Origin of the sequence: Streptomyces nidicola, assembly GCF_050106155.1 — a bacterium.
Taxonomy (GTDB): Bacteria; Actinomycetota; Actinomycetes; order Streptomycetales; family Streptomycetaceae; genus Streptomyces.
Genome location: NZ_JBNBPI010000001.1, coordinates 7,289,124 through 7,314,361 on the forward strand (window position 1 = coordinate 7,289,124; position 25,238 = coordinate 7,314,361).

Annotated in this window: 23 protein-coding genes; 18 read left to right on the forward strand and 5 right to left on the reverse strand. The window is 71.2% G+C overall.

The genetic code is table 11. The features are described 5' to 3' along the window. Positions 1–155: 155 nt before the first annotated feature. Complete coding sequence (gene argH, locus ACOKM3_RS32945; RefSeq protein ID WP_426904897.1) at positions 156–1,583, forward strand: argininosuccinate lyase; 1,428 nt, start codon at positions 156–158, stop codon at positions 1,581–1,583. 90 nt (positions 1,584–1,673) lie between these two features. Here argH and ACOKM3_RS32950 read toward each other — a convergent pair whose 3' ends face one another. Beyond that, positions 1,674–1,943, reverse strand: a complete 270-nt coding sequence (locus ACOKM3_RS32950; RefSeq protein WP_426904898.1) for a hypothetical protein — start codon at positions 1,941–1,943, stop codon at positions 1,674–1,676. Positions 1,944–2,099: 156 nt separating this feature from the next. On the opposite strand from ACOKM3_RS32950, the gene ACOKM3_RS32955 reads away from it, so the two are divergent. Together ACOKM3_RS32955 and ACOKM3_RS32960 are read left to right on the forward strand one after the other, a co-directional pair. Then, positions 2,100–2,651 carry a TetR/AcrR family transcriptional regulator gene (locus ACOKM3_RS32955; protein ID WP_426904899.1) on the forward strand — a complete coding sequence of 184 codons (552 nt, stop codon included), beginning with the start codon at positions 2,100–2,102 and terminating at the stop codon, positions 2,649–2,651. Next, the gene (locus ACOKM3_RS32960; protein WP_426904900.1) at positions 2,648–4,183 is read left to right on the forward strand and encodes an MFS transporter; all 1,536 of its coding nucleotides are present in this window, start codon (positions 2,648–2,650) and stop codon (positions 4,181–4,183) included. The genes ACOKM3_RS32955 and ACOKM3_RS32960 overlap by 4 nt, the downstream gene beginning before the upstream one ends. Before the next feature lie 757 nt (positions 4,184–4,940). Here the strand turns inward: ACOKM3_RS32960 and ACOKM3_RS32965 are convergent. Continuing rightward, positions 4,941–5,630 (reverse strand): lysophospholipid acyltransferase family protein, encoded by a 690-nt coding sequence (locus ACOKM3_RS32965; RefSeq protein ID WP_327664252.1) that lies wholly within the window; start codon positions 5,628–5,630, stop codon positions 4,941–4,943. Positions 5,631–5,914: 284 nt separating this feature from the next. Between ACOKM3_RS32965 and ACOKM3_RS32970 the strand changes: the two genes are divergently transcribed. The 3 genes from ACOKM3_RS32970 to ACOKM3_RS32980 all read left to right on the forward strand — a co-directional run bounded on the left by ACOKM3_RS32970 (position 5,915) and on the right by ACOKM3_RS32980 (position 8,277). After that, positions 5,915–7,126: a glycerophosphodiester phosphodiesterase gene (locus ACOKM3_RS32970; RefSeq protein WP_426904901.1), complete on the forward strand. Its 1,212-nt coding sequence runs from the start codon at positions 5,915–5,917 to the stop codon at positions 7,124–7,126. Positions 7,127–7,200: 74 nt separating this feature from the next. After that, positions 7,201–7,719, forward strand: a complete 519-nt coding sequence (locus ACOKM3_RS32975) for an RNA polymerase sigma factor (protein WP_426904902.1) — start codon at positions 7,201–7,203, stop codon at positions 7,717–7,719. Positions 7,720–7,758: 39 nt separating this feature from the next. Further along, entirely contained in the window at positions 7,759–8,277 is a 519-nt protein-coding gene (locus ACOKM3_RS32980; RefSeq protein WP_426904903.1) for a GNAT family N-acetyltransferase, read from the forward strand. A gap of 3 nt (positions 8,278–8,280) precedes the next feature. Here ACOKM3_RS32980 and ACOKM3_RS32985 read toward each other — a convergent pair whose 3' ends face one another. After that, positions 8,281–8,742, reverse strand: a complete 462-nt coding sequence (locus ACOKM3_RS32985; protein WP_426904904.1) for a hypothetical protein — start codon at positions 8,740–8,742, stop codon at positions 8,281–8,283. Continuing rightward, complete coding sequence (locus tag ACOKM3_RS32990) at positions 8,723–9,082, reverse strand: hypothetical protein (RefSeq protein ID WP_426904905.1); 360 nt, start codon at positions 9,080–9,082, stop codon at positions 8,723–8,725. Before ACOKM3_RS32990 ends, ACOKM3_RS32985 begins: the two co-directional genes overlap by 20 nt. A 71-nt stretch (positions 9,083–9,153) precedes the next feature. Here ACOKM3_RS32990 and ACOKM3_RS32995 point away from each other — a divergent pair, with 71 nt between their 5' ends. The 10 genes from ACOKM3_RS32995 to ACOKM3_RS33040 all read left to right on the forward strand — a co-directional run bounded on the left by ACOKM3_RS32995 (position 9,154) and on the right by ACOKM3_RS33040 (position 22,879). Next, positions 9,154–9,804 carry an HAD-IA family hydrolase gene (locus ACOKM3_RS32995; RefSeq protein WP_426904906.1) on the forward strand — a complete coding sequence of 217 codons (651 nt, stop codon included), beginning with the start codon at positions 9,154–9,156 and terminating at the stop codon, positions 9,802–9,804. 418 nt (positions 9,805–10,222) lie between these two features. After that, the gene (locus ACOKM3_RS33000) at positions 10,223–11,263 is read left to right on the forward strand and encodes a methionine ABC transporter ATP-binding protein (RefSeq protein WP_426904907.1); all 1,041 of its coding nucleotides are present in this window, start codon (positions 10,223–10,225) and stop codon (positions 11,261–11,263) included. Then, positions 11,260–12,003: a methionine ABC transporter permease gene (locus ACOKM3_RS33005; RefSeq protein ID WP_426904908.1), complete on the forward strand. Its 744-nt coding sequence runs from the start codon at positions 11,260–11,262 to the stop codon at positions 12,001–12,003. Before ACOKM3_RS33000 ends, ACOKM3_RS33005 begins: the two co-directional genes overlap by 4 nt. Positions 12,004–12,062: 59 nt before the next feature. Next, positions 12,063–12,893, forward strand: coding sequence for a MetQ/NlpA family ABC transporter substrate-binding protein (locus ACOKM3_RS33010; protein ID WP_426904909.1), 831 nt, complete (start codon positions 12,063–12,065; stop codon positions 12,891–12,893). Then, entirely contained in the window at positions 12,893–13,711 is an 819-nt protein-coding gene (locus ACOKM3_RS33015; protein ID WP_426904910.1) for a MetQ/NlpA family ABC transporter substrate-binding protein, read from the forward strand. The genes ACOKM3_RS33010 and ACOKM3_RS33015 overlap by 1 nt, the downstream gene beginning before the upstream one ends. A gap of 147 nt (positions 13,712–13,858) precedes the next feature. After that, complete coding sequence (locus ACOKM3_RS33020; protein WP_426904911.1) at positions 13,859–14,497, forward strand: GNAT family N-acetyltransferase; 639 nt, start codon at positions 13,859–13,861, stop codon at positions 14,495–14,497. 121 nt (positions 14,498–14,618) lie between these two features. Further along, positions 14,619–15,833 carry a precorrin-6y C5,15-methyltransferase (decarboxylating) subunit CbiE gene (gene cbiE / locus ACOKM3_RS33025; RefSeq protein WP_426904912.1) on the forward strand — a complete coding sequence of 405 codons (1,215 nt, stop codon included), beginning with the start codon at positions 14,619–14,621 and terminating at the stop codon, positions 15,831–15,833. 374 nt (positions 15,834–16,207) lie between these two features. Further along, positions 16,208–20,506, forward strand: a complete 4,299-nt coding sequence (gene cobT, locus ACOKM3_RS33030; protein WP_426904913.1) for a nicotinate-nucleotide--dimethylbenzimidazole phosphoribosyltransferase — start codon at positions 16,208–16,210, stop codon at positions 20,504–20,506. 239 nt (positions 20,507–20,745) lie between these two features. Further along, positions 20,746–21,981 (forward strand): uroporphyrinogen-III C-methyltransferase, encoded by a 1,236-nt coding sequence (gene cobA, locus ACOKM3_RS33035; RefSeq protein WP_426904914.1) that lies wholly within the window; start codon positions 20,746–20,748, stop codon positions 21,979–21,981. Positions 21,982–22,045: 64 nt separating this feature from the next. Beyond that, on the forward strand, positions 22,046–22,879 hold the full coding sequence (locus tag ACOKM3_RS33040; RefSeq protein ID WP_426904915.1) for a TrmH family RNA methyltransferase: 834 nt from the start codon (positions 22,046–22,048) through the stop codon (positions 22,877–22,879). Between the two features lie 3 nt (positions 22,880–22,882). On the opposite strand, the gene ACOKM3_RS33045 is transcribed toward ACOKM3_RS33040, so the two are convergent. Beyond that, a complete protein-coding gene (locus ACOKM3_RS33045; protein WP_426906960.1) occupies positions 22,883–24,172 on the reverse strand; it encodes a serine/threonine-protein kinase in 1,290 nt (429 codons plus the stop codon). A gap of 199 nt (positions 24,173–24,371) precedes the next feature. Between ACOKM3_RS33045 and ACOKM3_RS33050 the strand changes: the two genes are divergently transcribed. Both ACOKM3_RS33050 and ACOKM3_RS33055 read left to right on the forward strand, forming a co-directional pair. Next, a complete protein-coding gene (locus ACOKM3_RS33050) occupies positions 24,372–24,647 on the forward strand; it encodes a hypothetical protein (protein WP_266721685.1) in 276 nt (91 codons plus the stop codon). A 234-nt stretch (positions 24,648–24,881) separates the two neighbouring features. Next, on the forward strand, positions 24,882–25,088 hold the full coding sequence (locus tag ACOKM3_RS33055) for a hypothetical protein (RefSeq protein ID WP_426904916.1): 207 nt from the start codon (positions 24,882–24,884) through the stop codon (positions 25,086–25,088). The last annotated feature ends 150 nt before the right edge of the window (positions 25,089–25,238 follow it).

Consider the following 25,238-nt stretch of genomic DNA (forward strand, 5'->3'; position numbering starts at 1 on the left):
GGCCTCCGTACCGGTGGCACCGTATCGACAGTCCCTATCCACAGTCCCTGTCGGCGGTCCGGGGCACGATTGACGAATCATGCAGAACCCTGCATAATCATGCACAACGACAAACGCACCGGCATTCAGATCCACCGGCCCGAGGAGCAGAGCACGTGAGCAGCAACACCGGCGATGTCCGCCTCTGGGGCGGCCGGTTCGCCGACGGCCCGGCCGAGGCCCTGGCGAAACTCTCCGCCTCCGTCCACTTCGACTGGCGCCTCGCCCCGTACGACATCGCGGGCTCCCGTGCCCACGCGCGCGTGCTCAACAAGGCGGGACTGCTCACCGAGGATGAGCTGAACCGCATGATCGCCGGCCTCGACCAGCTGGAGACGGACGTCGCGGACGGCTCCTTCGTCGGCACGATCGCCGACGAGGACGTGCACACCGCCCTGGAGCGCGGCCTCCTCGAGCGCCTCGGCCCGGACCTCGGCGGCAAGCTGCGCGCGGGCCGCTCGCGCAACGACCAGGTGGCGACGCTCTTCCGGATGTACCTGCGCGACGAGGCCCGTGCCATCGGCGGCCTGATCGCCGACCTCCAGGAGGCCCTCGTCGGCCTCGCGGAGGCGCACCCCGACGTCGCGATGCCGGGCCGTACGCACCTTCAGCACGCCCAGCCGGTGCTCTTCGCCCACCACGTCCTGGCGCACGTCCAGTCGCTGTCCCGGGACGCGGAGCGGCTGCGGCAGTGGGACGAGCGGACGGCCGTCTCGCCGTACGGCTCCGGCGCGCTCGCGGGCAGCAGCCTCGGCCTCGACCCGGAGGCGGTGGCGCGCGACCTCGGCTTCGAGCACGGCAGCTCCGCCAACTCCATCGACGGCACGGCCTCCCGTGACTTCGTCGCCGAGTTCACCTTCATCACCGCGATGATCGGCGTGAACATCTCGCGGATCGCCGAGGAGATCATCCTGTGGAACACGAAGGAGTTCTCCTTCGTCACGCTCCACGACGCGTTCTCCACCGGCTCGTCGATCATGCCGCAGAAGAAGAACCCGGACATCGCGGAGCTGGCGCGCGGCAAGTCGGGCCGCCTCATCGGCAACCTCACGGGCCTGATGGCGACGCTCAAGGCGCTGCCGCTCGCGTACAACCGTGACCTCCAGGAGGACAAGGAGCCGGTCTTCGACTCCTGCGACCAACTCCGGCTCCTGCTCCCGGCGTTCACCGGAATGATGGCCACGCTCACGGTCAACCGGGAGCGCATGGAGGAGCTGGCCCCGGTCGGCTTCTCGCTCGCCACGGACATCGCCGAGTGGCTCGTGAAGCAGGGCGTGCCGTTCCGTGTCGCGCACGATGTCGCGGGCGAGTGCGTCAAGGTCGCGGAGTCCGAGGGCAAGGAGCTCGACGGCCTCACCGACGAGCAGTTCGCCAAGATCTCCGAGCACCTCAAGCCCGAGGTCCGCACGGTGCTCAACGTTCCGGGCGCCCTGGCCTCCCGCTCGGGCCGGGGTGGCACGGCGCCGAGCGCGGTCGCCGTCCAGCTCGCCGAGGTCAAGCAGGACCTGACGGTGCAGCGCACCTGGGCCGACGCGAAGAAGTAGGCCCTCGCGGGCACCGAGAAGGGCCCGGTTCGTCCATTCGTGGACGGGCCGGGCCCTTCGGTGTGTACGCGAACGTGTGCGGGCGGCGCGTCAGCGGCGGGCCCGTGCCCCGCCCCCGTAGCTCGACAGGTCCAGCAGCAGACCGAAGACGATGACCACCCAGCCGATCCCGCGGACGCCGACCACGGGGGCGTACGCGAGGACGTACCCCAAGGTCGTCCACGGCAGCAGGATCAGGCCGGCGAGCGGCAGCAGAACGCCCGTGAAGGCGCGGTCCACGAGGTTGGTGAACAGCCACGTGATGACCAGGGCCACCCGTGGCCCGATGGCGGCCATCGCCGCGAAGATGCAGCACCCCATGCCGGTACCTCCAGAGAGTCGGACGTCCCGACAGTCGTAACACTGTGTGAGGGCACCGGCTACTGGAGTACCGGCCAGGCGTGACGGCCTTCCCCGGCATCGGTTCCCATCGGTATTGATGAGACATCCATGTCTCATGTGACGTACTCTTGTCTCATGACAGTCGATCGCGCTCAGGTACTGCACAGCGCTGCCGCCCTGCTGACCCGTAAGTCCACGGCCACCATGGACGAGGTGGCGCGGGCCGCCGGCATCAGCCGCGCGACGCTGCACCGCCAGTTCGCGGGCCGGGACGCGCTGGTCCGCGCGCTGGAGGAGCTGGGCATCACCGAGTGCGAATCGGCGCTCGACCGTGCCCGGCTCGACGAGGGAGCGGCCGCGGACGCGTTGCGGCGCCTGATTCGCGAGGTCGAGCCGTCGGCGCCGCTCCTCGCCTTCCTCGTCACGGAGAACCAGCTCTTCGAGGGGGAGCAGCAGCACGAGGGCTGGGCCCATTTGGACTCCCGCATAGAGGCGCTGTTCCGGCGCGGGCAGGAGACCGGCGAGTTCCGGATCGATCTGACCCCCGCCTGGCTGACCGAGGCGCTCTACGGCCTCATCGGCAGCGGCGCCTGGGCCGTACAGGACGGCCGCGTCGCGGCGAAGGACTTCCAATTCATGATCGTCGAGCTGCTGCTCGGCGGCGCACTTCGGAGAGTGGAACCATGACCAGCACACCACAGCGCACCCCTGCGGCGGAGGTGGTGGAGTCCTCGCGTCCGGCGCGGTGGCTCGCCCTCTCCGTCCTCGTGCTGGCCGTGCTGCTCGTCGCCGTGGACGCGACCGTCCTCGGCCTCGCGACCCCTTACATCAGCGAGGACCTGAAGCCCTCCGGCACGCAGCTGCTCTGGATCGGTGACGTCTACTCGTTCGTCATCGCCGGACTGCTGGTGTCGATGGGCAGCCTCGGCGACCGCATCGGCCGCAAGAAGCTGCTCCTTGTGGGAGCGGTCGCGTTCGGCGCGGTCTCGGTGCTCAACGCGTACGCGACGACGCCCGAGCTGATGATCCTGGCGCGCGCCCTGCTGGGTGTCGCGGGCGCGACCCTGATGCCGTCCACGCTGGCGCTGATCCGCAACATCTTCCACGACCCGCGCGAGCGTTCGCTGGCCATCGGCATCTGGGGTGCCATGGCCTCGGCGGGCGCGGCGGTCGGTCCTGTCGTCGGCGGGTTCCTCCTCGAGCACTTCTGGTGGGGTTCGGTCTTTCTGATCAACCTGCCCGTGATGGCGATCCTGGTGGTCGTCGGCGTGAAGCTCATCCCCGAGTCGAAGAACCCGGTGCCGGGTCCGTGGGACCTGCTGAGCGTGGTGCTGTCCCTCGTCGGCATGATCGGCGTCGTGTACGCGGTGAAGGAGGCGGCGGCGCACGGCTTCGGCCTCGGTGTGGGGGCGTCGGCGGTGGTCGGCGTGGCGGCGCTGGTGTGGTTCGTCCGCCGCCAACTCACGCTTCCGGCACCGCTGTTGAACATGCATCTGTTCCGGCACCGCGGCTTCTCGGGCGCGGTCCTCGCCGACCTGTTGACGATTCTGGGACTGGCCGGCCTGGTCTTCTTCCTCTCCCAGTTCCTGCAACTGGTGCAGGGGCGTGCGCCGTTCGAGGCGGGCCTCGCCGAACTCCCCGCCGCGGTGGGGGCGGTGGCGGCCGGCCTGGTCGCCGGTACGGTGGCGCGGCGCTTCTCGGTACGTTCCGTGGTCGCGGGCGGGCTCGCGGCGGTGGGCCTGGCCCTCGCCGCGCTCACCACGCTGAGCCAGTCGACCGGATACCCGTTGCTGGGCGTGGTGCTGCTCGTCGTCGGTGTCGGCGCGGGCTTCTCGTTCACGGTGACGGCCGACGTGATCCTGTCCAGCGTGCCCAAGGAGCAGGCGGGTGCGGCGTCGGCGGTGTCCGAGACGGCGTACGAACTCGGTACGGCGCTCGGTATCGCGCTGCTCGGCTCGATCGTGACCGGCGTCTACTCGGGATTCACGGTTCCGGCGGGCACGCCGGAGGGCGTCGCGGTGGCGGCGCACGACTCTCTCGGCGGGGCGGTCGAGGCGTCGGCGGGCCTCCCGGCGGCCCAGGGCGAGGCGCTTCTCGCCGGTGCGCAGTCCGCCTTCGTGGACGGCCTTCAGGTGGCGGCGGGCGTCGGCGCGGTGGTGCTGTTGGCGACGTCGGTGGCGGCGTGGTTCCTCCTCCGCGGCCAACGCCTGGAACAGTAACCGTCCCGCTGCCGACGGGCCCGATCGCGCCGAACCGGCGCCACGGCCTCGGGGCCCCACCCCGGCCCCGCTGCCGGCGGGGCTGACGGCGCCGAACCGGGGCTACGGCCTCGGGGCCCCGCTACCGGCAGGTCTGATCGTGCCGAACGGGCGTTACGGCCTCGGGGCTCCGCCCCGGACCCCGCGCCTCAATCGCCGGCGGGGCTGACAAGACCGGGGCTCCGCGAGCCTCGTCCCAGAGCGGGGCGTGAAGGGCCCCCCCGCCGCAGGGCTCGAATTGTCCCGCCCACGGGCGATCGCCGGCTCCCGCCCACAGGCGATCGCCGGCTCCCGCCCATCTCCCACCCACCCACCCGCCCCCTCCGGGGGCTTCGGCCCGACGGGGCGCCGCCCCCCGCCCGAGGCGAACCGCCGCCCGGCCCGGCTCCCCACCGACCCCACCACCGCCTCCGGCAACCCCCAACCACGGCTTCCCACCCGTAGCGGTCGGCCGTCGCCGACTTGGGCAATCTGCCGCCTTGGGCGGCAGGGTGGGCAAGGCGGCGCCCCGGTGCGGCGTGTCGAGAAGTCAGGGCTCGGCCCCGCCGCGGCAATCGGCCTCCGGTGTGGCGCGCCCATTGGGACGGCCCCAGCCCCGCCGCGGCAATCGGACCCCCGGTGCGGCGCGCCTATCGGGACGGCCCCCGCCCCACCGCAGCAAAAAACCCGGTCGACCGGAGATGTCCGGTCGGCCGGGTCCACGCACCCGTAAGAAGGACTACGCCGCCTTCGCCTTAGAGGCGTACATGTCCACGTACTCCTGGCCGGACAGCCGCATCACCTCGGTCATGACCGAGTCCGTCACGGCCCGCAGGACGTACCGGTCACGCCCCATCCCGTCGTAGCGGGAGAACTCCATCGGCTCGCCGAACCGCACGGTCACCTTGCCCGGCCGCGGAATCCCCGCACCCCCGGGCTGCAACTTGTCCGTGCCGATCATGGCGAAGGGGACGACGGGCGCACCCGTCATCAGCGTCAGACGGGCGATACCCGTCCGGCCGCGGTACAGGCGGCCGTCGGGGGAGCGCGTGCCCTCGGGGTAGATCCCGAAGATATTGCCCTCCTCCAGGATCCGACGGCCCGTCATCAGCGCGGCCACACCGCCGTTCGCCCCGTCGCGGTCGACCGGGATCATGCCGACCCCGGTGAAGAACCACGCCATGAGGCGGCCCTTGAGGGACTTGCCGGTGACGTACTCGTCCTTGCCGATGAAGAAGACCTGCCGGTCACAGACCAGCGGCAGCAGCATCGAGTCGATGAACGTCAGGTGGTTGCCCGCCAGAATGACGGGACCGTTCCCCGGGATCTTCTCGGCGCCTTCCACACGCAGGCGGAACATCAGGCGCATGATCGGACCGAGCACTGCCTTGATGAGCGCGAAGCGGGACAACGAGCCCTCCGATGTCAAGGAATAAGTGGTGCTGAACACCCGGATTGGAGCGAGGAGTCTGTGCAGGTGAGGACGATACTCGCGGACGAGTACCCGTTGCACATCGGGTTCACCGACTGGATACGCGGAGTTGACCGAAGTTTGCGCCTCGTTGATGCCCCGGCAACGCGCGGACGCCATGCCGCATCACCCTGACGTTCCGTCCAGGGTCTCCCACTCGTCACTTCCCCACGCCTACGATCGGTCTCGCTTTGACAGGTGCAAGGCAGTACTTGGGCAGTACGTGGTGGGAGGAGTGCTTCATGGGGAACAAGGGGAACGAGAAGTCACAGGCCGCACAGGGGGAGCAGCAGCCACGCGGCATCGCGGCGCTCGGCCGGCGCTCGCTGCTCGGCGCGGCGGTCCTCGGTGCGGGAGTCACGGCACTCGGGGCGGCCGGAACGGCGAGAGCCGCCGACAGAGAAAGTGGCGCGAATAACATGAACAAGGGCCTCGCGGGCCTCCCCGTGCCCACCGTCATCGCGCACCGCGGCACCAGTGGCTACCGGCCGGAGCACACCCTCGGCTCGTACCAGCTGGCGCTCGACATGGGCGCGCACATCATCGAGGCCGGCGACCTCTGTCCGACCAAGGACGGGCATCTCGTATGCCGTCACGAGCCGGAAATCGGGGGCACGACAAATGTGTCCGAACACCCCGAGTTCGCCGACCGCAAGACGACGAAGAGCCTCGACGGCGTGGCCACCACCGGCTGGTTCACCGAGGACTTCACGCTCGCCGAGCTGAAGACACTGCGGGCCAAGGAGCGCATCCCCGGCACCCGCCAGCACAACACGATCTACGACGGCCGCTGGGAGATCCCCACCTTCGAGGAGGTCCTGCGCTGGCGCGCCGAGCAGAGCAGGAAGCTCGGCCGCGAGGTGTGGATCTACCCGGAGCTCAAGCACCCCACCTACTTCCGCAAGCAGAACCTCGCCCTGGAGGAGCGCCTCGCCAAGGTGCTGCGGGCGCACAAGCTGAACAGGCGCAACTCGCCCGTCATCATCCAGTCCTTCGAGCCGACGAGCATCCAGCGCATGAACAAGCTGGTCGACAACCCGCTCGCCGTCCTCCTGTCCACGGCGAAGTCGCGCCCGTACGACTTCGTGGACAGCGGCGACCCGCGCACCGTCGCCGACCTGATCACGCCCAAGGGGCTCGCGGAGATCGCGACGTACGCGAACGGCATCGGCCCGACCCTCGACCTGATCATCCCGAAGGACGCGAACGGCAAGCTGCTCCCGCCCACGACCCTGGTCAGGGACGCGCACAAGGCGGGCCTCGTCCTGCACCCGTACACGATGCGCAACGAGAACACCTTCCTGCCGGCCGACTTCAAGAAGGGCACCGACCCCAACGCGTACGGCGACGCGTTCGGCGCCTTCAAGGCCTACTACGAGACCGGCATCGACGGCATCTTCTCGGACAACTGCGACACGGCGCTCCTCGCCCGCGAGGACTTCGTCAACGGGTGATCCCCGGGCGCCGGTTGGAGTGAGACCCGGCCGCCCCGGCAACCGGCCGCCGGGGCGGCCCCGTCCCGCCGTACATGACGTACGACACCGTGATCGAGCCCCTGCGCCCCCTCCTCGCGGCCGAGGTCCGCGCCGAACTCCCGGGCGCCGCCGACGACCCGGGCGACCTCGAACAGGCCGTCTGGGTCCGCCTCCTGGAACACCTCGGCACCCGGGGCGCGCCGGACGACCCGGCCGCCTGGCTCCGCGAGGCGGTCCGCGCCGAGGCCCGCCTCCAACGGAGTACGGAACTGCGTGAACTTCCGTACGGCCTGAGGCCCGCCGCCGACCCGGCCGCCGTCGACCCCGAACGCCGCGCGCTCGCCCGCGAACGCGACCGGGCGCTGCGCGGTGCGGTGCGCCGGCTGCCCGGCCGCTGCCGCCGCCTCATCGACGCGCTGCTGTCCCCGCAAGACCTCACGTACCGGGAAATCGCGGGCGAGTTGGGTATCTCACAGGGCAGCCTTGGGCCGGAACGTTCCAGATGTCTGGGATGCCTGCGCAGAATCCTGCCCTCCGAGGTTGCGTTCACGGCCCGCCGGGGAAAAGGGTGAAGGACAACCGGCGAACAGGTGAGCGGGAGGCATGCACACATGGGCATGAGCGTGACCATCTCTGCGGCGACCGAAGCGGATGCCGAACAGATCCTCAAGCTGCAGTACCTCTGCTACCAGAGTGAGGCGCAGCTCTACGGGGACTACTCGATCGAGCCGCTCACACAGTCCCTGACCTCGATCAGGGCCGAACTCGACAGCGGCACCGTGCTCGTGGCGCGCCTCGGCGACGAGGTGGTGGCGTCCGTGCGCGGCACCGTCGACGCCGACGGCACGGCGCACATCAACAAGCTGATCGTCCACCCGCGCATGCAGCGGCACGGCCTGGGCGGCCGGCTGCTCTCCGCCGTGGAGGCCGCGCTGGGCGCGACGGGCGCCGCCAAGCGCTTCCAGCTGTTCACCGGCCACCGCAGCGACCACAACCTGCGCCTGTACCGCCAGCACGGCTACGCGGCCGTGTCCACGCAGCGGGTCGACGACCGCCTCACGCTGGTGACGCTCGCGAAGGACACCGAGGGCCAGGGGGCCGCGGCGGACGCGTTCGCGGCGAGCGCCTGAGGGTCAGCCCTCCGGCTGCTGCCGCTGCAGCACACCCTTGCGCAGCCAGTACATCGCGCTCAGCGGCAGCAGCACCGGGATGAACAGATAGCCGACCCCGAAGTCCGACCACACGGTCGCGTCCGGGAACGCGGACGGCTCCACCAGCGTCCACGTACCGACGATCAGCACGCCCGCCAACTCCAGGGCGCAGCACACGAACGCGGCCCTGCGCGCCGTGTCCCCGCCGCGCACCAGCGAGTACGTGATGAAGGCGTACACGAGCCCCGCCACCGCCGACAGCGAGTACGCCAGCGGCGCCTTGTCGAACTCCGTGGAGATCTGCACCGCCGAGCGCGACACGGCCCCGACGACCATCACGCCGTAGAGCCACACGAGCAGCATGCCGGGTCCGCTGATGAGGCGGCTCCGCTTGGTTTCCTTCTCTTCAGCGGTCACAGCCACCTCAGCCTCCCCAGATGTCAAAGAGCCGCACCTCGAGAACGGCGAGCACCACGCCGCCCGCGGCGACCGTCACCGAACCCCAGCGGGTCCGCTCGGCGAGCGACATGAAGCCCGCCGCCGGAACGCAGGCGAACGCCCCGATCAGATACGCGACGAAGATCGTCGTGCCCTGGTCCGGCTTCTCGCCACGGGCGAGCTGCACGATCCCGACCACCAGCTGTACCAGCGTGAGCACCGACACCACGGCCATGCCGATGAAGTGCCAGTCCTTGGTCGGCTGGTCGCGATACGCGGCGTAACCGCACCAGGCCGCGAGCGCCAGCGCGGCGAGACCCGTCACCAGGGTCAGGACATCAAGCATGGCCGTGAGCCTATTACGGGCCAAAAGACCCGATGCGCTCGACCCCGGGGTCGCCCGTAGCCTTGGGAAACATGAAGATCACCGCTGAAGCCCTGCTGTTCGACAACGACGGAACCCTGCTCTCGTCGATGGAGTCGGTGTACCGCTGCTGGACCCGCTGGGCCGAGGAGTACGGGATCACCGCCGAGGCCTTCGCGGCCGTCGAGCTGCACGGCCGCCCCGCCGCCGAGATCGCGGCCGACCTGCTGCCCGCCGAGAAGGTCCCGGGCGCCGTCGCCCGCATCGAGGAGCTGGAGGTCGAGGACGTGCCCAACGGCGGCACCCACGTCCTGCCCGGCACGCTCGACCTGCTCACCTCGCTTCCCGACGAGCGCTGGGCCGTCGTTACCTCCGCCACCCGCCGCCTCGCCGAGGCCCGCCTCGCGGCCGTCGGGATCAGGACGCCGCTGCTGATCGCGGCGGACGACATCACGCACGGCAAGCCCAACCCCGAGCCGTTCCTGCTCGCCGCGGGCAAGCTGGGCGTGGACCCGGAGCGCTGCGTCGTCTTCGAGGACGCCCCGGCCGGTCTCGCCGCGGGCCGCGCCGGCGGCATGAAGACCGTGGCGTTGACCACAACGCACGAGGCGGACGAGCTCTCCGCCGACGTCGTGGTGAAGGACCTCTCCGCGGTGTCCGCGCAGGTCACGGACGCGGGCGTGGAGATCTCCGCCGAACTCTGACCCCACCTGGAACATCGGCCCCTGCTGTCCGAATAGCGGACAGCAGGGGTCTGGTGCGTCCTCACGTCTGCTTTACTTGCCCGCATGACCACGACGAGCAGCCGCACCCTTGCGACCGAGGCGACCACGACGCCCGGTGCTGCTTGTATGTGTCGAATGTGCGCCTTCTGAGGGCCCCCACCTCCGCCTGTTCTCGCGCCCCGAAGCGAGACCCGCGCGCCCTGTTCCGTAGGGAGTGACTCCGCAGGGAGAAACCGTCCGCCTACGTGACCGGGCCTGCCCCGCGCACAGCTTCTCCGCACCGGTTCAGCCGCCTCTGTGAGACCTGTCGCGCGCCCGGAAACTCCGAAAGTTCCCGAACGAATGCCCCGTGCCCGGCGCCACCCGTGCCGCGCACTCGACAGCTACGGAAACCCACGTGATCACCACCAAGGGCCTCACCAAGGTCTACCGCTCGCGCGGCCGAGAGGTCACCGCCCTCGACGGCGTCGATCTGCACGTGCGCGAAGGCGAGGTGTACGGCGTCATCGGACAGTCCGGCGCCGGCAAGTCCTCGCTGATCCGCTGCGTGAACCTGCTGGAGCGTCCGACCTCCGGCACCGTGACCGTCGCAGGACAGGACCTCACCGCCCTCGTCGGCCGCGGCTCGCGCGCCGGCAAGGAACTGCGCGAGGCGCGCAGCCGTATCGGCATGGTCTTCCAGCACTTCAACCTGCTGTCCTCGCGCACCGTGCAGGACAACATCGAGCTGCCGCTGGAGATCCTCGGCAAGTCGGGGAAGGAACGTTCCACCAAGGCGCTGGAACTGCTCGACCTCGTCGGCCTCGCCGACAAGGCCAAGTCCTACCCCGCCCAGCTCTCCGGCGGCCAGAAGCAGCGCGTCGGCATCGCCCGCGCGCTCGCCGGCGACCCGAAGGTGCTGCTCTCCGACGAGGCGACCAGCGCCCTCGACCCGGAGACCACCCGCTCGATCCTCCAGCTCCTGCGCGACCTCAACCGGCAGCTCGGCCTGACCGTGCTGCTCATCACGCACGAGATGGACGTCGTCAAGACCGTCTGCGACTCCGCCGCCCTCATGGAGCGCGGGCGGATCGTCGAGTCCGGCACCGTCAGCGAGCTCCTCGCGACCCCCGGCTCCGAGCTCGCCTCCGCGCTCTTCCCGGTCAGCGGCGAGCCCTCCGGCGACGACCGCACCGTCATCGACGTCACCTTCCACGGCGAGTCGACGACCCAGCCGGTCATCTCGCAGCTCTCCCGCACGTACAACGTCGACATCTCGATCCTCGGCGCCGCGATGGACACCGTCGCGGGCAAGCAGGTCGGCCGCATGCGCATCGAACTGCCCGGCCGCTACGACGACAACGTCGTGCCGATCGGCTTCCTGCGCGAACAGGGCCTCCAGGTCGAGATCCAGGGCGCCGCGCCCGCCGCTCTGCAGAAGGAAGGTGTCACCAAGTGACCTGGTCGGAGATGCAGCCGCTGCTGTCCCAGGCGTGTTGGGACACCTTCTACATGGTCGGCTGGTCCACGCTGATCGCGATCGTCGGCGGACTTCCGCTCGGCGTGCTCCTCGTCCTCACGGACCGCGGCGGACTGCTGCAGAACGCGTTCGTGAACAAGGTCATCGGGCAGGTCGTGAACATCGTCCGCTCGATGCCCTTCATCATCCTGATGGTCGCCCTGATGGGCTTCACGCGCGCGGTCGTCGGCACCACCATCGGCCGCGAGGCCGCCATCGTGCCGCTCGCCATCGGCGCCATCCCGTTCTTCGCGCGGCTCGTCGAGACGTCCGTGCGCGAGGTCGACGGCGGCCTGATCGAGGCCGTGCAGTCCATGGGCGGCAACACCTGGACCGTCGTACGCAAGGTCCTCGTGCCCGAGTCGCTGCCCTCGCTGATCTCGGCGACCACCACGACGATCGTCGCGCTCATCGGCTACTCGGCCATGGCGGGCACGGTCGGCGCCGGCGGCCTCGGCGACATCGCGATCCGCTACGGCTACCAGCGCTTCGAGGCCAACCTGATGTGGATCACGGTGGCGATCCTCGCCGTCGTCATCTCGCTCATCCAGTTCGCGGGCGACAGCGGCGCACGCGTCCTGCACCGCCGCGCGGGCAAGGGCGGCGACCCGGTCCGCTTCCGCGCGCTCCTCGGCCTCCTGCCCGGCGGTCCGGCCGCCGCAGAGGCCAAGACCCGCTGACCACCCCGGAATTCCCGCCCCACCCGGCGGGTTGCACCACTGATGGAAAGGCACTTTTCGTGCGTAACACCACCAAGATCACCGCAGCTGTCCTCGCCACCGGCGCCCTCACCCTGGGTCTGACCGCTTGCGGCTCCGACAAGGCCGACACCAAGGCCAAGGCCTCCGACCCGCTGGTCGTCGCCGCGACTCCCGTCCCGCACGCCGAGATTCTGAACTACATAAAGAAGAACCTGGCGAAGAAGGAAGGCCTCAAGCTCGAGGTCAAGGAGTTCACCGACTACGTCACGCCGAACAACGCCACCGAGGACGGTTCGGTCGACGCCAACTACTTCCAGACCACGCCCTACCTGGAAGACTTCAACAAGAAGAACGGCACGCACCTCAAGTCGGTCGCCACCGTCCACCTGGAGCCGCTCGGCCTCTACTCGCAGAAGGCCAAGAAGCTCGACGGCATCAAGAAGGGCGGCACCGTCGCCCTCCCGAACGACGCCGACAACGAGAGCCGCGCCCTGCGCTTCCTCGCCGCCAACGACCTGATCACCCTCAAGAAGGGCTCGGAGTCCACCGCGACCCCGCAGGACGTGGCGAAGAACCCGAAGGACCTCCAGTTCAAGGAGGTCGAGGCGGCGCAGACCCCGCGCTCCCTCAAGGACGTCGACGCCGCGGTGATCAACGGCAACTACGCCATCGGTGCCGACCTCAACCCGGCCAAGGACGCCCTCGCCCTGGAGTCCACGAAGAACAACGAGTACAACAACGTGCTCGCCATCAAGGACGGCAACCAGGACGACCCGCGCGTCAAGAAGCTCGCGAAGCTCCTGACGTCGCCCGAGGTGAAGAAGTTCATCGAGGACAAGTACAAGGGCTCGGTGCTCCCCTCCTTCTGATGCCGAATCCCTTGAAGTCCACGATTCCCGCCGCCGTGATCGCCGGGGCACTCGTCCTCGGCCTCACGGCCTGCGGCAGCGACAAGGCGGACGCGAGTCAGAAGCTGGTCGTCGGGGCCACCCCCACCCCGGCCGGCGAAGTCCTCACGTACGTACAGAAGAAGCTGGCCAAGAAGGCCGGACTCGACCTGGAGATCAAGGAGTTCACGGACTACGTCCTGCCGAACACCGCGCTCCAGCAGGGCGAGCTCGACGCCAACCTGTTCCAGCACACGCCGTACCTGAAGGACTTCAACAAGTCCAAGGGCACGACGCTCACGCCGGTCACCCAGGTCTATCTGCCGCCGCTCGGCTTCTACTCCAAGAAGACGAAGGACGTCACGAAGCTGCGCGCCGGGGCGACCGTCGCGCTGCCGAACGACATCACCAATGAAGGCAGGGCGCTCGAACTCCTCGCCTCCCAGGGCGTGATCGGGCTCAAGAAGGGCGCGGGCCTGAACGCGACGCCCAAGGATGTCGCGAAGAACCCCAAGGGCCTGAAGTTCAAGGAGCTCGAAGCGGCCCAGCTGCCGCGCTCGTTGGACGACGTCGACGTCGCCGCGGTCAACAACAACTTCGCGATGGACGCGGGACTGAACCCCAAGAAGGACGCCATCCTTCTGGAGTCCGTCCAGGACAACCCGTACAACAACATTCTCGCCGTCAAGAAGGGCGACGAGGACGATCCGCGGGTCAAGAAGCTGGCGAAGCTGCTGACTTCACCCGAGGTCAAGAAGTTCATCGAGACCAAGTACAAGGGTTCGGTGCTCCCCGTCTGAGGGACCCGATCGCCGCCCTTCCATGGGGGTCGCTCCTGGTAACAGGGGCGGCCCCCATGTGCAGTTACGTGCCTTCATGCTGCATGCTGGGCAGTTCACGAGGCCCGACGCGAAGGTAGAAGGCCAACGAAGGTTACGGAGCGGCGCATGACGAACACCTTCCCCGAGATCTCCATCAGCACGGAGCGCTTGGTGCTGCGTCCGCTCGACGAGGACGACGTACCCGCGCTCGCGGAGATGATGAACGACGAGCTGGTCACCGCCTGGACCTCGGTGCCGCAGCCGTTCACGGAGGAGGGTGCCCGCCGCTGGATCGCCGAGGGCGTGCCGAGTCGGCGCGCGCGCGGCGCCGGACTCGACCTCGCCGTCACCGAGTTCCTCACCCAGCGGCTCGTCGGCACCATCCGCCTCACCAAGACCAACTGGCATGTGCGGTCCACCGAGCTCTCGTACATCGTCGCCCCCTGGGCGCGCGGCGAGGGCTACGCGTCGGAGGCCGCGCTCGCCACCGCCCAGTGGCTCTTCCGCGACCAGCGCCTGGAGCGCATCGAACTGCGCACCGCCGCCGACAACACCGCGGCCCAGCAGGTCGCCCAGAAGATCGGCTGCATCAGCGAGGGCGTGCTGCGCAACGCCTGTATAGCGCGTACGCGCACCGAGGACGGCGGCCTGGCAGAGGCCCGCACGGACTTCATCGTGTGGAGCCTGCTGCCCGAGGACCTGGAGGGTGTCACCGAGCAACTGGCGGAGGCCGGGGGTTTCACCGCCTTCTCGGACTGGAACTGACCTCACGGGTGGTCGCGGGGCCGGGCAGGTACGCTCACGGTGCCCCGATCCCGGTGGCACCCCCGACCTCCGTGCCGCATGGGCACGTACGTACCCGAGCACACCCAGGAGACTGACGACGATGGCCGACCGGGTCACGGTGATCGGCTGGGACGGTTCGCCGCTGACGGACGCGGCCCGCTCAGCACTCGGCGCGGCCACGCTCGTGGCGGGCGCCGCGCACCACCTGGCGCTGCCCGAGGTGCCCGAGCGCGCCGAGCGTGTCCGGCTCGGCAGCGTGGCCCTCGCCGCCCGCCGCATCGCGGGCCACCGCGGCACGGCCGTCGTGCTCGCCGACGGCGACCCCGGCTTCTTCGGCGTCGTACGCACCCTGCGCGCGCCCCAGTACGGCCTCGAGGTCGAGGTCGTGCCCGCCGTGTCCTCGGTCGCCCAGGCGTTCGCCCGCGCGGGCATGCCCTGGGACGACGCACAGGTGGTCGTCGCACACCGCCGCACCCTGCGACGCGCGGTGAATGTGTGCCGCGCCCACACCAAGGTCGCTGTCCTCACCTCACCGGGCGCAGGACCCGCCGAACTCGGCCTGCTCCTTGAGGGCGTCCACCGCACCTTCGTCATCTGCGAGGAACTCGGCACCGACCGCGAACAGGTCACCGTCGTCACCTCCGACAAGGCCGCCGACCACGCCTGGCGCGACCCCAATGTCGTCATCGTCATCGGAGGGCCCGTCACCGGCGCCCCCGCGAGCGGCAACTGGCTGGCCGGCGGCGACCCCGACGCGGGACCGCGCGGCTGGGCGCTGCCCGCCGAGGAGTACGCGGGGCCGTTCGGCGAGGGCGAGACCGAACAACTGCGCGCCGCCCAACTCGCCCGCCTGGGACCGCGCGCGGGCGACCTCGTGTGGGACATCGGCTGCGGCAGCGGGGCGTTCACGACGGAGGCCGGGCGGTTCGGCGCCGCCGTCATCGCCGTCGACCGGGACGCCGACGCCTGCGCCCGCACCCTCGCCGTCGCCCGCCGCTTCGGCATCCAGGTCCAGATCGTCCACGGCACCGCGCCGCACGCCCTCGAAGACCTCCCGGAGCCCGACGTCGTACGCGTCGGGGGCGGGGGAGCGGCCGTCGTCTCGGCTGTCGCGGACCGGCGCCCCGCCCGCATCGTCACGCACGCCGCGACACGCGACGCCGCCGAACTCATCGGCAGGGACCTGACGGAGCACGGATACGACGTCGAGTGCGCCCTCCTGCAATCCGTCGAACTGGACACTCGCGCCTGGACGGAGAAGGAGCGGACCGTGGGGTTCCTCCTCTCCGGGCGGCTTCCCGTCCGCCACCCGTGACCCTGGCGGCGCGCCGCGCGCGGTAGGCTGGCCGATCGTTGTACCGCACCGGGACGTTCGGTTCTTCGTACGCCAATGTCCCGAAAACGCACCACTTTTGAGGTGCTTGTGGTACGGCAGCGACCGGAGGACGCGCAACGTGGCGCAGTCCACAGAAGGCCATGGTCGAACTACGTTCCGTGGCCGCGGTCCGACCGGGACAATGCCTGTTGTCCGGAGCGATTCGTGCCGCGCGGCACGCACGCTCGTTCTTGTTGACGGGCGGTCGACGCGTCGCCCCGGACAGCGAAACAGTGATGCATGAAGGTGCTCGCAGTTCCGGCGGACGGCCGGGGGCGGCCAAGAAGTTCTCATTCGATGGGCGAGGGGTAGGCATGACCGACACCGGTCAGGTTCCGGGCGAAGGGCTGCCGGAGGACGCAGGCACGGCGGAGCCGCCGGGCGTTCCCGCACCCGGCGCGTACACCTACCTCGATCCCACCGACGCCGCGGCCGAGGACGACGAGATCCTCCTGATGCCCGGTTCGCAGGGCGCCTGGGGGCAGCAGCCCACGGACCACAGCCAGGGCCAGGGCCAGCAGTACGCCCAGCCCCAGGCCCAGCCCCGGCGTCCGCTGCACATGGGACCGGCCGTCCCGGACACCAACGGCAGCCCCGTCCGCTCGCTCGCCGATCGCGGCCCCGCCCAGCAGAACCCGATGCCGACCCGCCAGTCGGGCCCGCCCACCACCGGCCCGGAGTACCTGGACATCCCGCCGCAGGGCGCGGCCCCGTGGCAGCCGGCCCAGGCGCAGCAGCAGACGGCACCCGCAGAAACGGTCGCTCCGCAGTACGCGCAGCCCGAAACGCCCGCGCACGCCCAGGAGTTCGCCCAGGTCGGCGCGTACGCGGGCCAGGCCCCGTACGCCGGACACGACCAGGGCCAGAGCGGCTACGACTACCCGCAGCAGCAGGACTACGCCCCGCACGGCTACGCCCAGCAGCCCGCCGCGGACCAGACGCTCGGCCAGTTCGTCCCGGTGGACGGCATCGTCCCCACGACCCCGCACCTCGCCCCCACCCCGCCGCAGGCGATGGTGGTCCCCCCGCTCCCGGAGGAGCAGGCGGCGCCCGCCGAGGGGCAGGAGGGCGTCGCGGAGCAGTACGCCGACGTGGACGAGCAGTACGCCGCGTACGCCGCGTCAGGCCAACTGAGCATCGCCGACCAGCAGGCCGCTGCCGCGCATGCGGTCGGGGCCGATCAGCAGGGCGCTGGAGCGCAGGCGGTGGCCGCCGGTCAGCAGGAAGCGACCGGCCGCCAGACGGCAGCCGGTCCGCAGGGTGCCGTGGGGCCGCAGGACGTCGCCGCGCAGCAGCCCGGCTCCGAGGGCGGGCAGTACGCCACGGAGCAGGACGTTGCCGGGCAGCCGGGCGGACCCGGCCCGCAGGATGGTGTCGAACTCGGGGCCGTGGGTGAGCAGCAGGGCGCCGGCGCCCAGGAGACCGGCCCCGGTCAGCAGAGCGCTGCCGCGCAGCACGCTGCTGAGCAGGGCGCCGCGGGACCGCACGCCGCCGCCGAGCACGAGGGCGGGGCCGCTCAGCAGGACGTTGCCGCCCAGTACGCCGCTGCCGAGCAGGGCGCCGTCGGCCAGGAGGCCGTTGTGGGCAGGCAGGCAGGCGCTGGTCAGGAAGGCGTGGCCGACGCGCAGGGCACGGCCGAGCAGCAGCCGGGCGCCGGTGAGCAGGGCGGCGCCGGTCAGCAGGACGCGATCGGTCAGCAGGGCGTCACCGGCGAGCAGCCTGCTCCCGGCACGCCGGGCGCGGCCGACCAGCAGGACGTCGCGGGTCACCAGGAGGCGGCGGGCCAGTGGGACGTGGCCGACCAGCAGACCGCCACCGGTCAGCACGCCGTCGACGACCCGCATGGTACGGCGGACCAACAGGCCGCTGCCGACCAGGAAGCCCCGGGTGAGGATGCCCTGGACGCCCACCACGTCGCGGCCGACTCGCAGGACCCGCACGCCGTGGCCGAACCGCAGCCGACCGGGCAGCAGGCTGCCGGCGACGCGCAGTTGGCGGTGGGCGATGAGCAGGCCGCCTTTGACCAGCAAGCCGTGGTCGACCCGCAGGCGGCGGCCGGTCAGGCTGTCGACGCCCAGTCGGCGGTGGGCGATGAGCACGCTGCCGGTGATCAGCAAGTCATGGTCGACCCGCAGGCGGCGGCCGGTCAGGCCGGCGACGCCCGGTCGGCGGTGGGCGATGAGCAGGCCGCCGTTGACCAGCAAGCCGTGGTCGACCCGCAGTCTGCCGCCGGTCAGGCTGCCGACGCCCAGTCGGCGGTCGGCGACCAGCAGCTCTCCGCCGCCCAGCAAGCCGCAGGCGACCACGCGGGCGTCATCGACCAGCAGGCCGCCGCCAGTCACGCTGCCGCCGGTCAGGCCGGTGCCCAGTCGGCGGTCGGCGACCAGCAGGTCCCCGCCGACCACCACGCTGCGGCAGCCCAGCAAGCCGCCCCCGGCCAGCAGGGCATCGCCCACCCCCAGGCCACCGCCGACCCGCAGGCCCAGGCGGCAGCCGACCCGCAGGCCGCCGCCGACCCCCAGTTCATCGCGGCCCACCAGGCCGTCACCGATCAGCAGGACCCGCACGCCATGGCCAACCAGCAGTCCGCCGAACAGGCACCCACGGACGACGAGTCGGCCACCCCGGCGCACACCGCGGAGCCCGCCGTCGCACACCCCGGCACCGTTCAGGGCCCCGAGTCCGCCGAGATCCCCCCGCAGGGGGCCGCCTCCCCGGAGGAGTCCGCGAGCGTTCCCGCCCCGCGCGAAGGCGGCTCCAGCGCGATCCCGCTGCCCGAGTCCGCCCACCCCGAGGACCCCGCGGAGCAGACCGTCGCGCCCGCCGAGCTGACGGGCGAGCCCGAACACCTGACGCCGGAGCCCGAGGCCGCCGAGGCGCACCCCGCCGCTCCCGCCTACGACGACACCGAGCGCGAGGCGGTGCTGCGCGTGATGCGCGAGCGCCGCGACATCCGCAACGGCTTCCGCAGCGACCCGATCCCGCACGAGGTGCTGCTGCGCGTCCTGGAGGCGGCCCACACGGCGCCGTCCGTGGGCCACTCGCAGCCCTGGGACTTCGTGGTCATCCGTTCCGCGGACACCCGCCGCGCGATGCACGAACTGGCCATGCGCCAGAAGGACGCGTACGCCAAGTCCCTGCCCAAGGGCCGCGCGAAGCAGTTCAAGGAACTGAAGATCGAGGCCATCCTCGACACCCCGGTGAACATCGTCGTCACCGCCGACCCGACCCGCGGCGGCCGCCACACGCTGGGCCGGCACACGCAGCCGCAGATGGCCCCGTACTCCTCCGCGCTCGCGGTCGAGAACCTGTGGCTCGCGGCCCGCGCCGAGGGCCTCGGAGTCGGCTGGGTCAGCTTCTTCGACGAGCGCGAGATGGTCCGCTCCCTCGGCCTGCCGGAGCACCTCGAAGTCGTGGCCTACCTCTGCGTCGGCTACGTCGACGAGTTCCCGGAGGAGCCGGAGCTGATGCAGGCCGGCTGGTCCAAGCGCCGCCCGCTGTCGTGGGTCGTGCACGAGGAGACGTACGGCCGTCGCGCCCTGCCCGGCGAGGACCCGCACGACCTGCTCGCGGAGACCGTCTCCAACATCCGCCCGCTGGACGCCAAGGCGCTCGGCGAGGCGTGGGAACGGCAGAAGCGGATGACGAAGCCGCCGGGCGCGCTCGGCATGCTGGAGATCATCTCCGCCCAGCTGTCCGGCCTGTCCCGCGTGTGCCCGCCGCCGATCCCGGAACCGGCCGCCGTCGCGATCTTCGCGGGCGACCACGGAGTACACGCGCAAGGGGTCACCCCCTGGCCGCAGGAGGTCACCGGCCAGATGGTCGCCAACTTCCTGGGCGGCGGCGCGGTCTGCAACGCGTTCGCGAGCCAGGTCGGCGCCGAGGTCTGCGTCATCGACGTCGGCGTGGCCGGTGAACTCCCGGCCACGCCCGGCCTGTTGCCCCGCAAGGTGCGCGCCGGCACCGCCGACATGACGACCGGTCCCGCCTTGACCCGCGAAGAGGTCAAGGAGGCCATCGAGGTCGGCATCGAGACGGCCCGCGACCTCGTGGCGGCAGGCAACAAGGCGCTGCTCACCGGCGAGATGGGCATCGCGAACACGACGGCGTCCGCGGCCCTCATCTCGGTCTACACCGAGGTCGACCCCTCCGAGGTCACCGGCCGCGGCACCGGCATCAACGACGAGACGCACGCCCGCAAGGTCGAGGTCGTGCGCCGCGCCCTGGACCTGCACAAGCCCGACCCGGCCGACCCGCTCGGTGTCCTCGCGGCGGTCGGCGGCCTGGAGCACGCGGCGATGGTCGGCCTCCTCCTCGGCGGCGCGTCGCTGCGCACCCCGGTCATTCTCGACGGTGTCAGCGCCGGCGCGGCCGCCCTGGTCGCCCGTGCCATCGCCCCCGAGGTCCTCGCGGCCTGCATCGCGGGCCACCGCAGCGCGGAGCCCGGCCACGTAGCGGCCCTGAACAAGCTGGGCCTGCGCCCCTTGGTCGACCTCGACCTCCGCCTCGGCGAGGGCACGGGCGCCCTCCTGGCCCTCCCGATCGTCCAGAGCGCGGCCCGCGCCATGCACGAGGTCGCCACATTCGACTCGGCCGGCGTCACGGAGAAGTAACTCCCCCCACCCCACCCCTTCCCGAAACCGGGGGCTAGGCCCCCGGACCCCTCTGCCTCTCGTCCCAGAGGGGCTGGACTTCTCCTCAATCGCCGGCGGGGCTTGAAATTCAAGCCCCGCCGGCGATTGAGGCGGCCCGTCCGGCAGGACTTTCGGGAAGGGGCGGGGTGGGGGAAACCTCCTCGTCACGCCCACGACGTACGCTCACACCAAACCCGCCGCACGCCAGAGGACACCGCATGCCCGCCGCCGACCACCCCGCCTACCCCGTAGGCCTCCGCCTCACCGGCCGCCGAGTCGTCGTCCTGGGCGGCGGCCAGGTGGCCCAGCGCAGGCTCCCCGCCCTGATCGCCGCGGGCGCGCACATCACCCTGATCTCCCCCTCCGCGACCCCGTCGGTCGAGGCGATGGCGGACGCCGGTGAGATCACCTGGACCCGGCGCCGCTACGAGGCGGGCGACCTCGCCGACACGTGGTACGCCCTGGTCGCCACCAGCGACCGGGAGACGAACGACGCCGCCTCGCGGGAGGCGGAGGAGACCCGCACCTGGTGCGTCCGCTCCGACGACGCCGACGAGGCGACCGCCTGGACCCCGGCGACGGGCCGCGCGGACGGCGTGACCGTCGCCGTCCTGACGACCTCGGCCGCGGACCGCGACCCCCGCCGTACCGCCGCCGTCCGCGACGCGATCGTCGAGGCCCTGCACGACGGCACCGTCGCCGTGCAGCGCGACCACAAGCCGGGCGTGGCCCTGGTCGGCGGCGGCCCCGGCGACCCGGACCTGATCACCGTGCGCGGCCGCCGCCTCCTCGCCGAGGCCGACGTCGTGATCGCCGACCGCCTCGGCCCGCGCGACCTCCTCGACGAACTCCCGCCGCACGTCGAGGTGATCGACGCCGCGAAGATCCCGTACGGCCGCCAGATGGTCCAGGAGGCCATCAACCAGGCCCTGATCGACCACGCCAAGCAGGGCAAGGCCGTGGTCCGCCTCAAGGGCGGCGACCCGTTCGTCTTCGGCCGCGGCATGGAGGAGGCCCAGGCGCTGGCCGCCGAGGGCATCCCGGTCACGGTCGTCCCCGGCATCTCCAGCTCCATCAGCGTCCCGGGCGCGGCCGGCATCCCGGTCACCCACCGCGGCGTCGCCCACGAGTTCACCGTCGTCAGCGGCCACGTGGCACCGGACGACGAGCGCTCCCTGGTCGACTGGGAGGCGATGGCGAAGCTGACCGGCACGCTCGTGATCCTCATGGGAGTCGACAAGATCGCAAAGATCGCCGAGGCCCTCGTCTCGTACGGCAAGGCTCCACAGACCCCCGTCGCCCTCGTGCAGGAAGGCACGACGGCGGCCCAGCGCCGCGTCGACGCCACCCTCGCGACGGTCGGCGAAAGGGCCGTCTCCGAGGGGGTCAAGCCGCCGGCCGTCATCGTGATCGGCGACGTGGTGAACGAGAACCCGCGGAAGCAACAGAAGTAACCAGCGGTAACGTAACTCGTTCCGAGCCGTTGGCACCACACCCAGAACAAGGCAGTATCGACCCGTGGCTGAAGCTGAATCTCGAGGGCTCATCACCATCGATGATCCCGACGACCCGCGCCTGTCCGACTACACGGGCCTGACCGACGTAGAACTGCGTCGCAAACGCGAACCGGCCGAGGGCCTGTTCATCGCCGAGGGCGAGAAGGTCATCCGGCGCGCCAAGCTCGCCGGGTACGAGATGCGCTCGATGCTGCTGTCGGCGAAGTGGGTCGACGTCATGCGCGACGTGATCGACGAGGTCCCCGCCCCGGTCTACGCGGTCGCGCCGGACCTCGCCGAGCAGGTCACCGGCTACCACGTGCACCGCGGCGCCCTCGCGTCCATGCAGCGCAAGCCGCTCCCCACGGCCGACGAGCTGCTCACCACCGCCCGCCGCGTCGTCGTCATGGAGTCGGTCAACGACCACACCAACATCGGCGCGATCTTCCGCAGCGCCGCCGCCCTCGGCATGGACGCGGTCCTGCTCTCACCGGACTGCGCCGACCCGCTCTACCGCCGCTCCGTGAAGGTCTCCATGGGCGCGGTCTTCTCGGTGCCGTACGCGCGTCTGGACGCCTGGCCGAAGTCCCTGGAGACGGTCCGCGACGCCGGCTTCGAACTCCTCGCGCTGACCCCTGCCGAGCAGGCCAAGTCCCTGGACGAGGTGGCGCCGCACCGCATGGACCGCGTCGCGCTGATGCTCGGCGCGGAGGGCGAAGGCCTGTCGACCAAGGCCCTGATGGCGGCCGACGAATGGGTCCGCATCCCGATGGCCCACGGCGTCGACTCGCTCAACGTGGGCGCGGCGGCCGCCGTCGCGTTCTACGCGGTGGCGACGGGCCGCCCCGAACTCTGACGCTCAGCCTTCCTCGGCAAGCCCCTGCGGAAGCGGCAGCGCCCGCGCGGACGTCGTCTTCTGTACGTCGCTGTCACCGAGGCCGCGCGTCGGCCCCTGGCAGCCCTGCGCCGCCGCGATCGCCAGCGCCACGAGCAGCGTCACGACGACGAACACGGTGAGCCGCTGCCGCAGCAGCCGCGGGTTCGCGGGCCGCAGCTTCTTGCCACCGCCCGTGCCGTTCGTGCGCGGTGCCGGGCGCCCGGCACCGCTGCGCGGCCCCGACCGGCCGTTGCTGGAACGGCTGTTCGTGTTCCGGGCGGGCGCCGAGCCGTTGCTCCTGCCGTTGCTGGGGCGCGAGGTGGGCGTGCCCGGCTGAGTACGCCGCTGGGTGCGCTGTCCCTCGTACGTGTCGGAGAGCCGTCCGGTCGGCCGGTCCTGCTCGGCGGTGCGCGGCGCGGGCGGGCGCGGCTCCGCGACGATGCCCTGCGCCTCACGGGCCGCGATCTCCTTGAGCCGCAGCGACAATTGCAGCGTGCTGGGCCGCTCCTCCGGGTCCTTCGCGAGGCACGCGCGCAGCAGCGGCGCGAGCGCGTCCGGCACCCCGGCCAGCTGCGCCTCCTCGTGCACCACCCGGTAGAGCATGACCTCGGAACTGCCGTGCCCGAAGGGCGAGTCGCCCATGGCCGTGTAGGCGAGCGTGGCCCCAAGGGCGAACACATCGGTCGCGGGGGTCACGGCGGCGCCCCGCACCTGCTCGGGCGCGAGGAAACCGGGGGAGCCGACGGCGGTGCCCACGTGCGTCAGCGTCGAGGCGCCGGTCGCCCACGCGATACCGAAGTCGATGATCCGCGGCCCCTTCGGGGACAGCAGGATGTTCGACGGCTTGAGATCGCGGTGGACCACGCCCGCCTCATGGACGGCTACGAGCCCCTCCGACAGCGCGGCGCCCACGGCGGCCACGTCCGAAGCGGCCAGCGGACCTTCCTCGGCCACCTTGTCGTGCAGCGAGGGACCCGGCACGTACTGCGTCGCGAACCACGGCCGCTCCGCCTCCAGATCGGCGGCGACGAGCCGGGCCGTGCAGCCGCCGCGGATCCGCCGGGCGGCGGACACCTCGCGCGCGAACCGCGACCTGAACTCCTGGTCCTCCGCCAGATCCGGCCTGATCACCTTGAGCGCGACCCGCTGGCCACGCCGGTCGGACCCGAGATAGACCACGCCCATCCCGCCGGCCCCGAGGCGTCTGTGAAGCCTGAACGAGCCGACGACGCGCGGGTCCTCGCGCCTGAGGCGCATCATCGCCATGTTCATCCCCGCTGCTGCCCGGTCCGTCTGACGAGCCACAGCTTACGTTTTCGCGCACGGCGGCGCGCAAAGGCCGCGCCCTCACGGCCGATTCGATTGTCAGTGCCCGGTGGGAAACTTGAAGAGTGGTCAGGGAGCGCGGGAGCGGGGCGGCTTGCCGCGGGCCCGCGGGCCAACACGGCGGCGTCAAAGGGGGATTGGACCCATGAAGGGTGACCGGGTCGAGATAGTCGTGGATGCCGGGGACACGACGCGTACGTACGAGGTGACGGCGGGCCGGGCGGGCCGCAGGGTGGAGACGGCGGTGCGCAGAGGGGTGGTGGAAGTGAGCGAAGTCACCCGATCCGGATCCGTGGTGCGCACCGCGCGCTTCATGGCCACCAGGGTGCTCGCCCTGGTAGAACACCCGGTCCCGCGCGAGGAGCCCGCCGAGCGCGAGGCCCGCATCGGCCGCCCCCTCGGGGATGACCCCGAGGCCTAGGTCTCCGTCTCCACCCAGGGGAGTACGCCGACCGCAGGTGGTCATCCTCGGGGAGGCCCGGCAATCGGTACGAGGGCATGACGTCTCGGGCGCCCGCCACTCATAGATTTGAGGTCAAGCGGCGGGTGCAGCACTCGTCCCCCGAGGTCAGGCACTCGCCGCTTGCCAAAGAAGCAACAACTCAAGACGCGGTTCAAGACGCAAGAACTCAAGATTTCGACCGGGGAGAGGACCATGGCGGACACGGCACCGCGGACGACAGCGTTCCGCACAGTGGCCCGCAGGGCGGGTCTTTTCGGTGGCCCCGCGACCGAGCGCCGGCATCCGCTGGTGGCCGCGGCCATGGTCCTCCCTCTCGCGGCCCTGCTCGTCGTCGTATTCGGCGGCTGGGACGCGATGGTCACACAGGCGTCGTCCGTGGGCGTGATGCTGGGGCGCTGAGCGGCGCTCCCAGGCCCGGATGAGCGGTCCGGGCGGGGACATCCGGCCATGAAACCCCGTGGGGACGGGGGTGCGGCGGACGGCACAAATGCTGCGCGCAGCTGGGGAGCTGCGCGCAGCATTATTTTGTGCCCGCGGCACCCGTAGGCT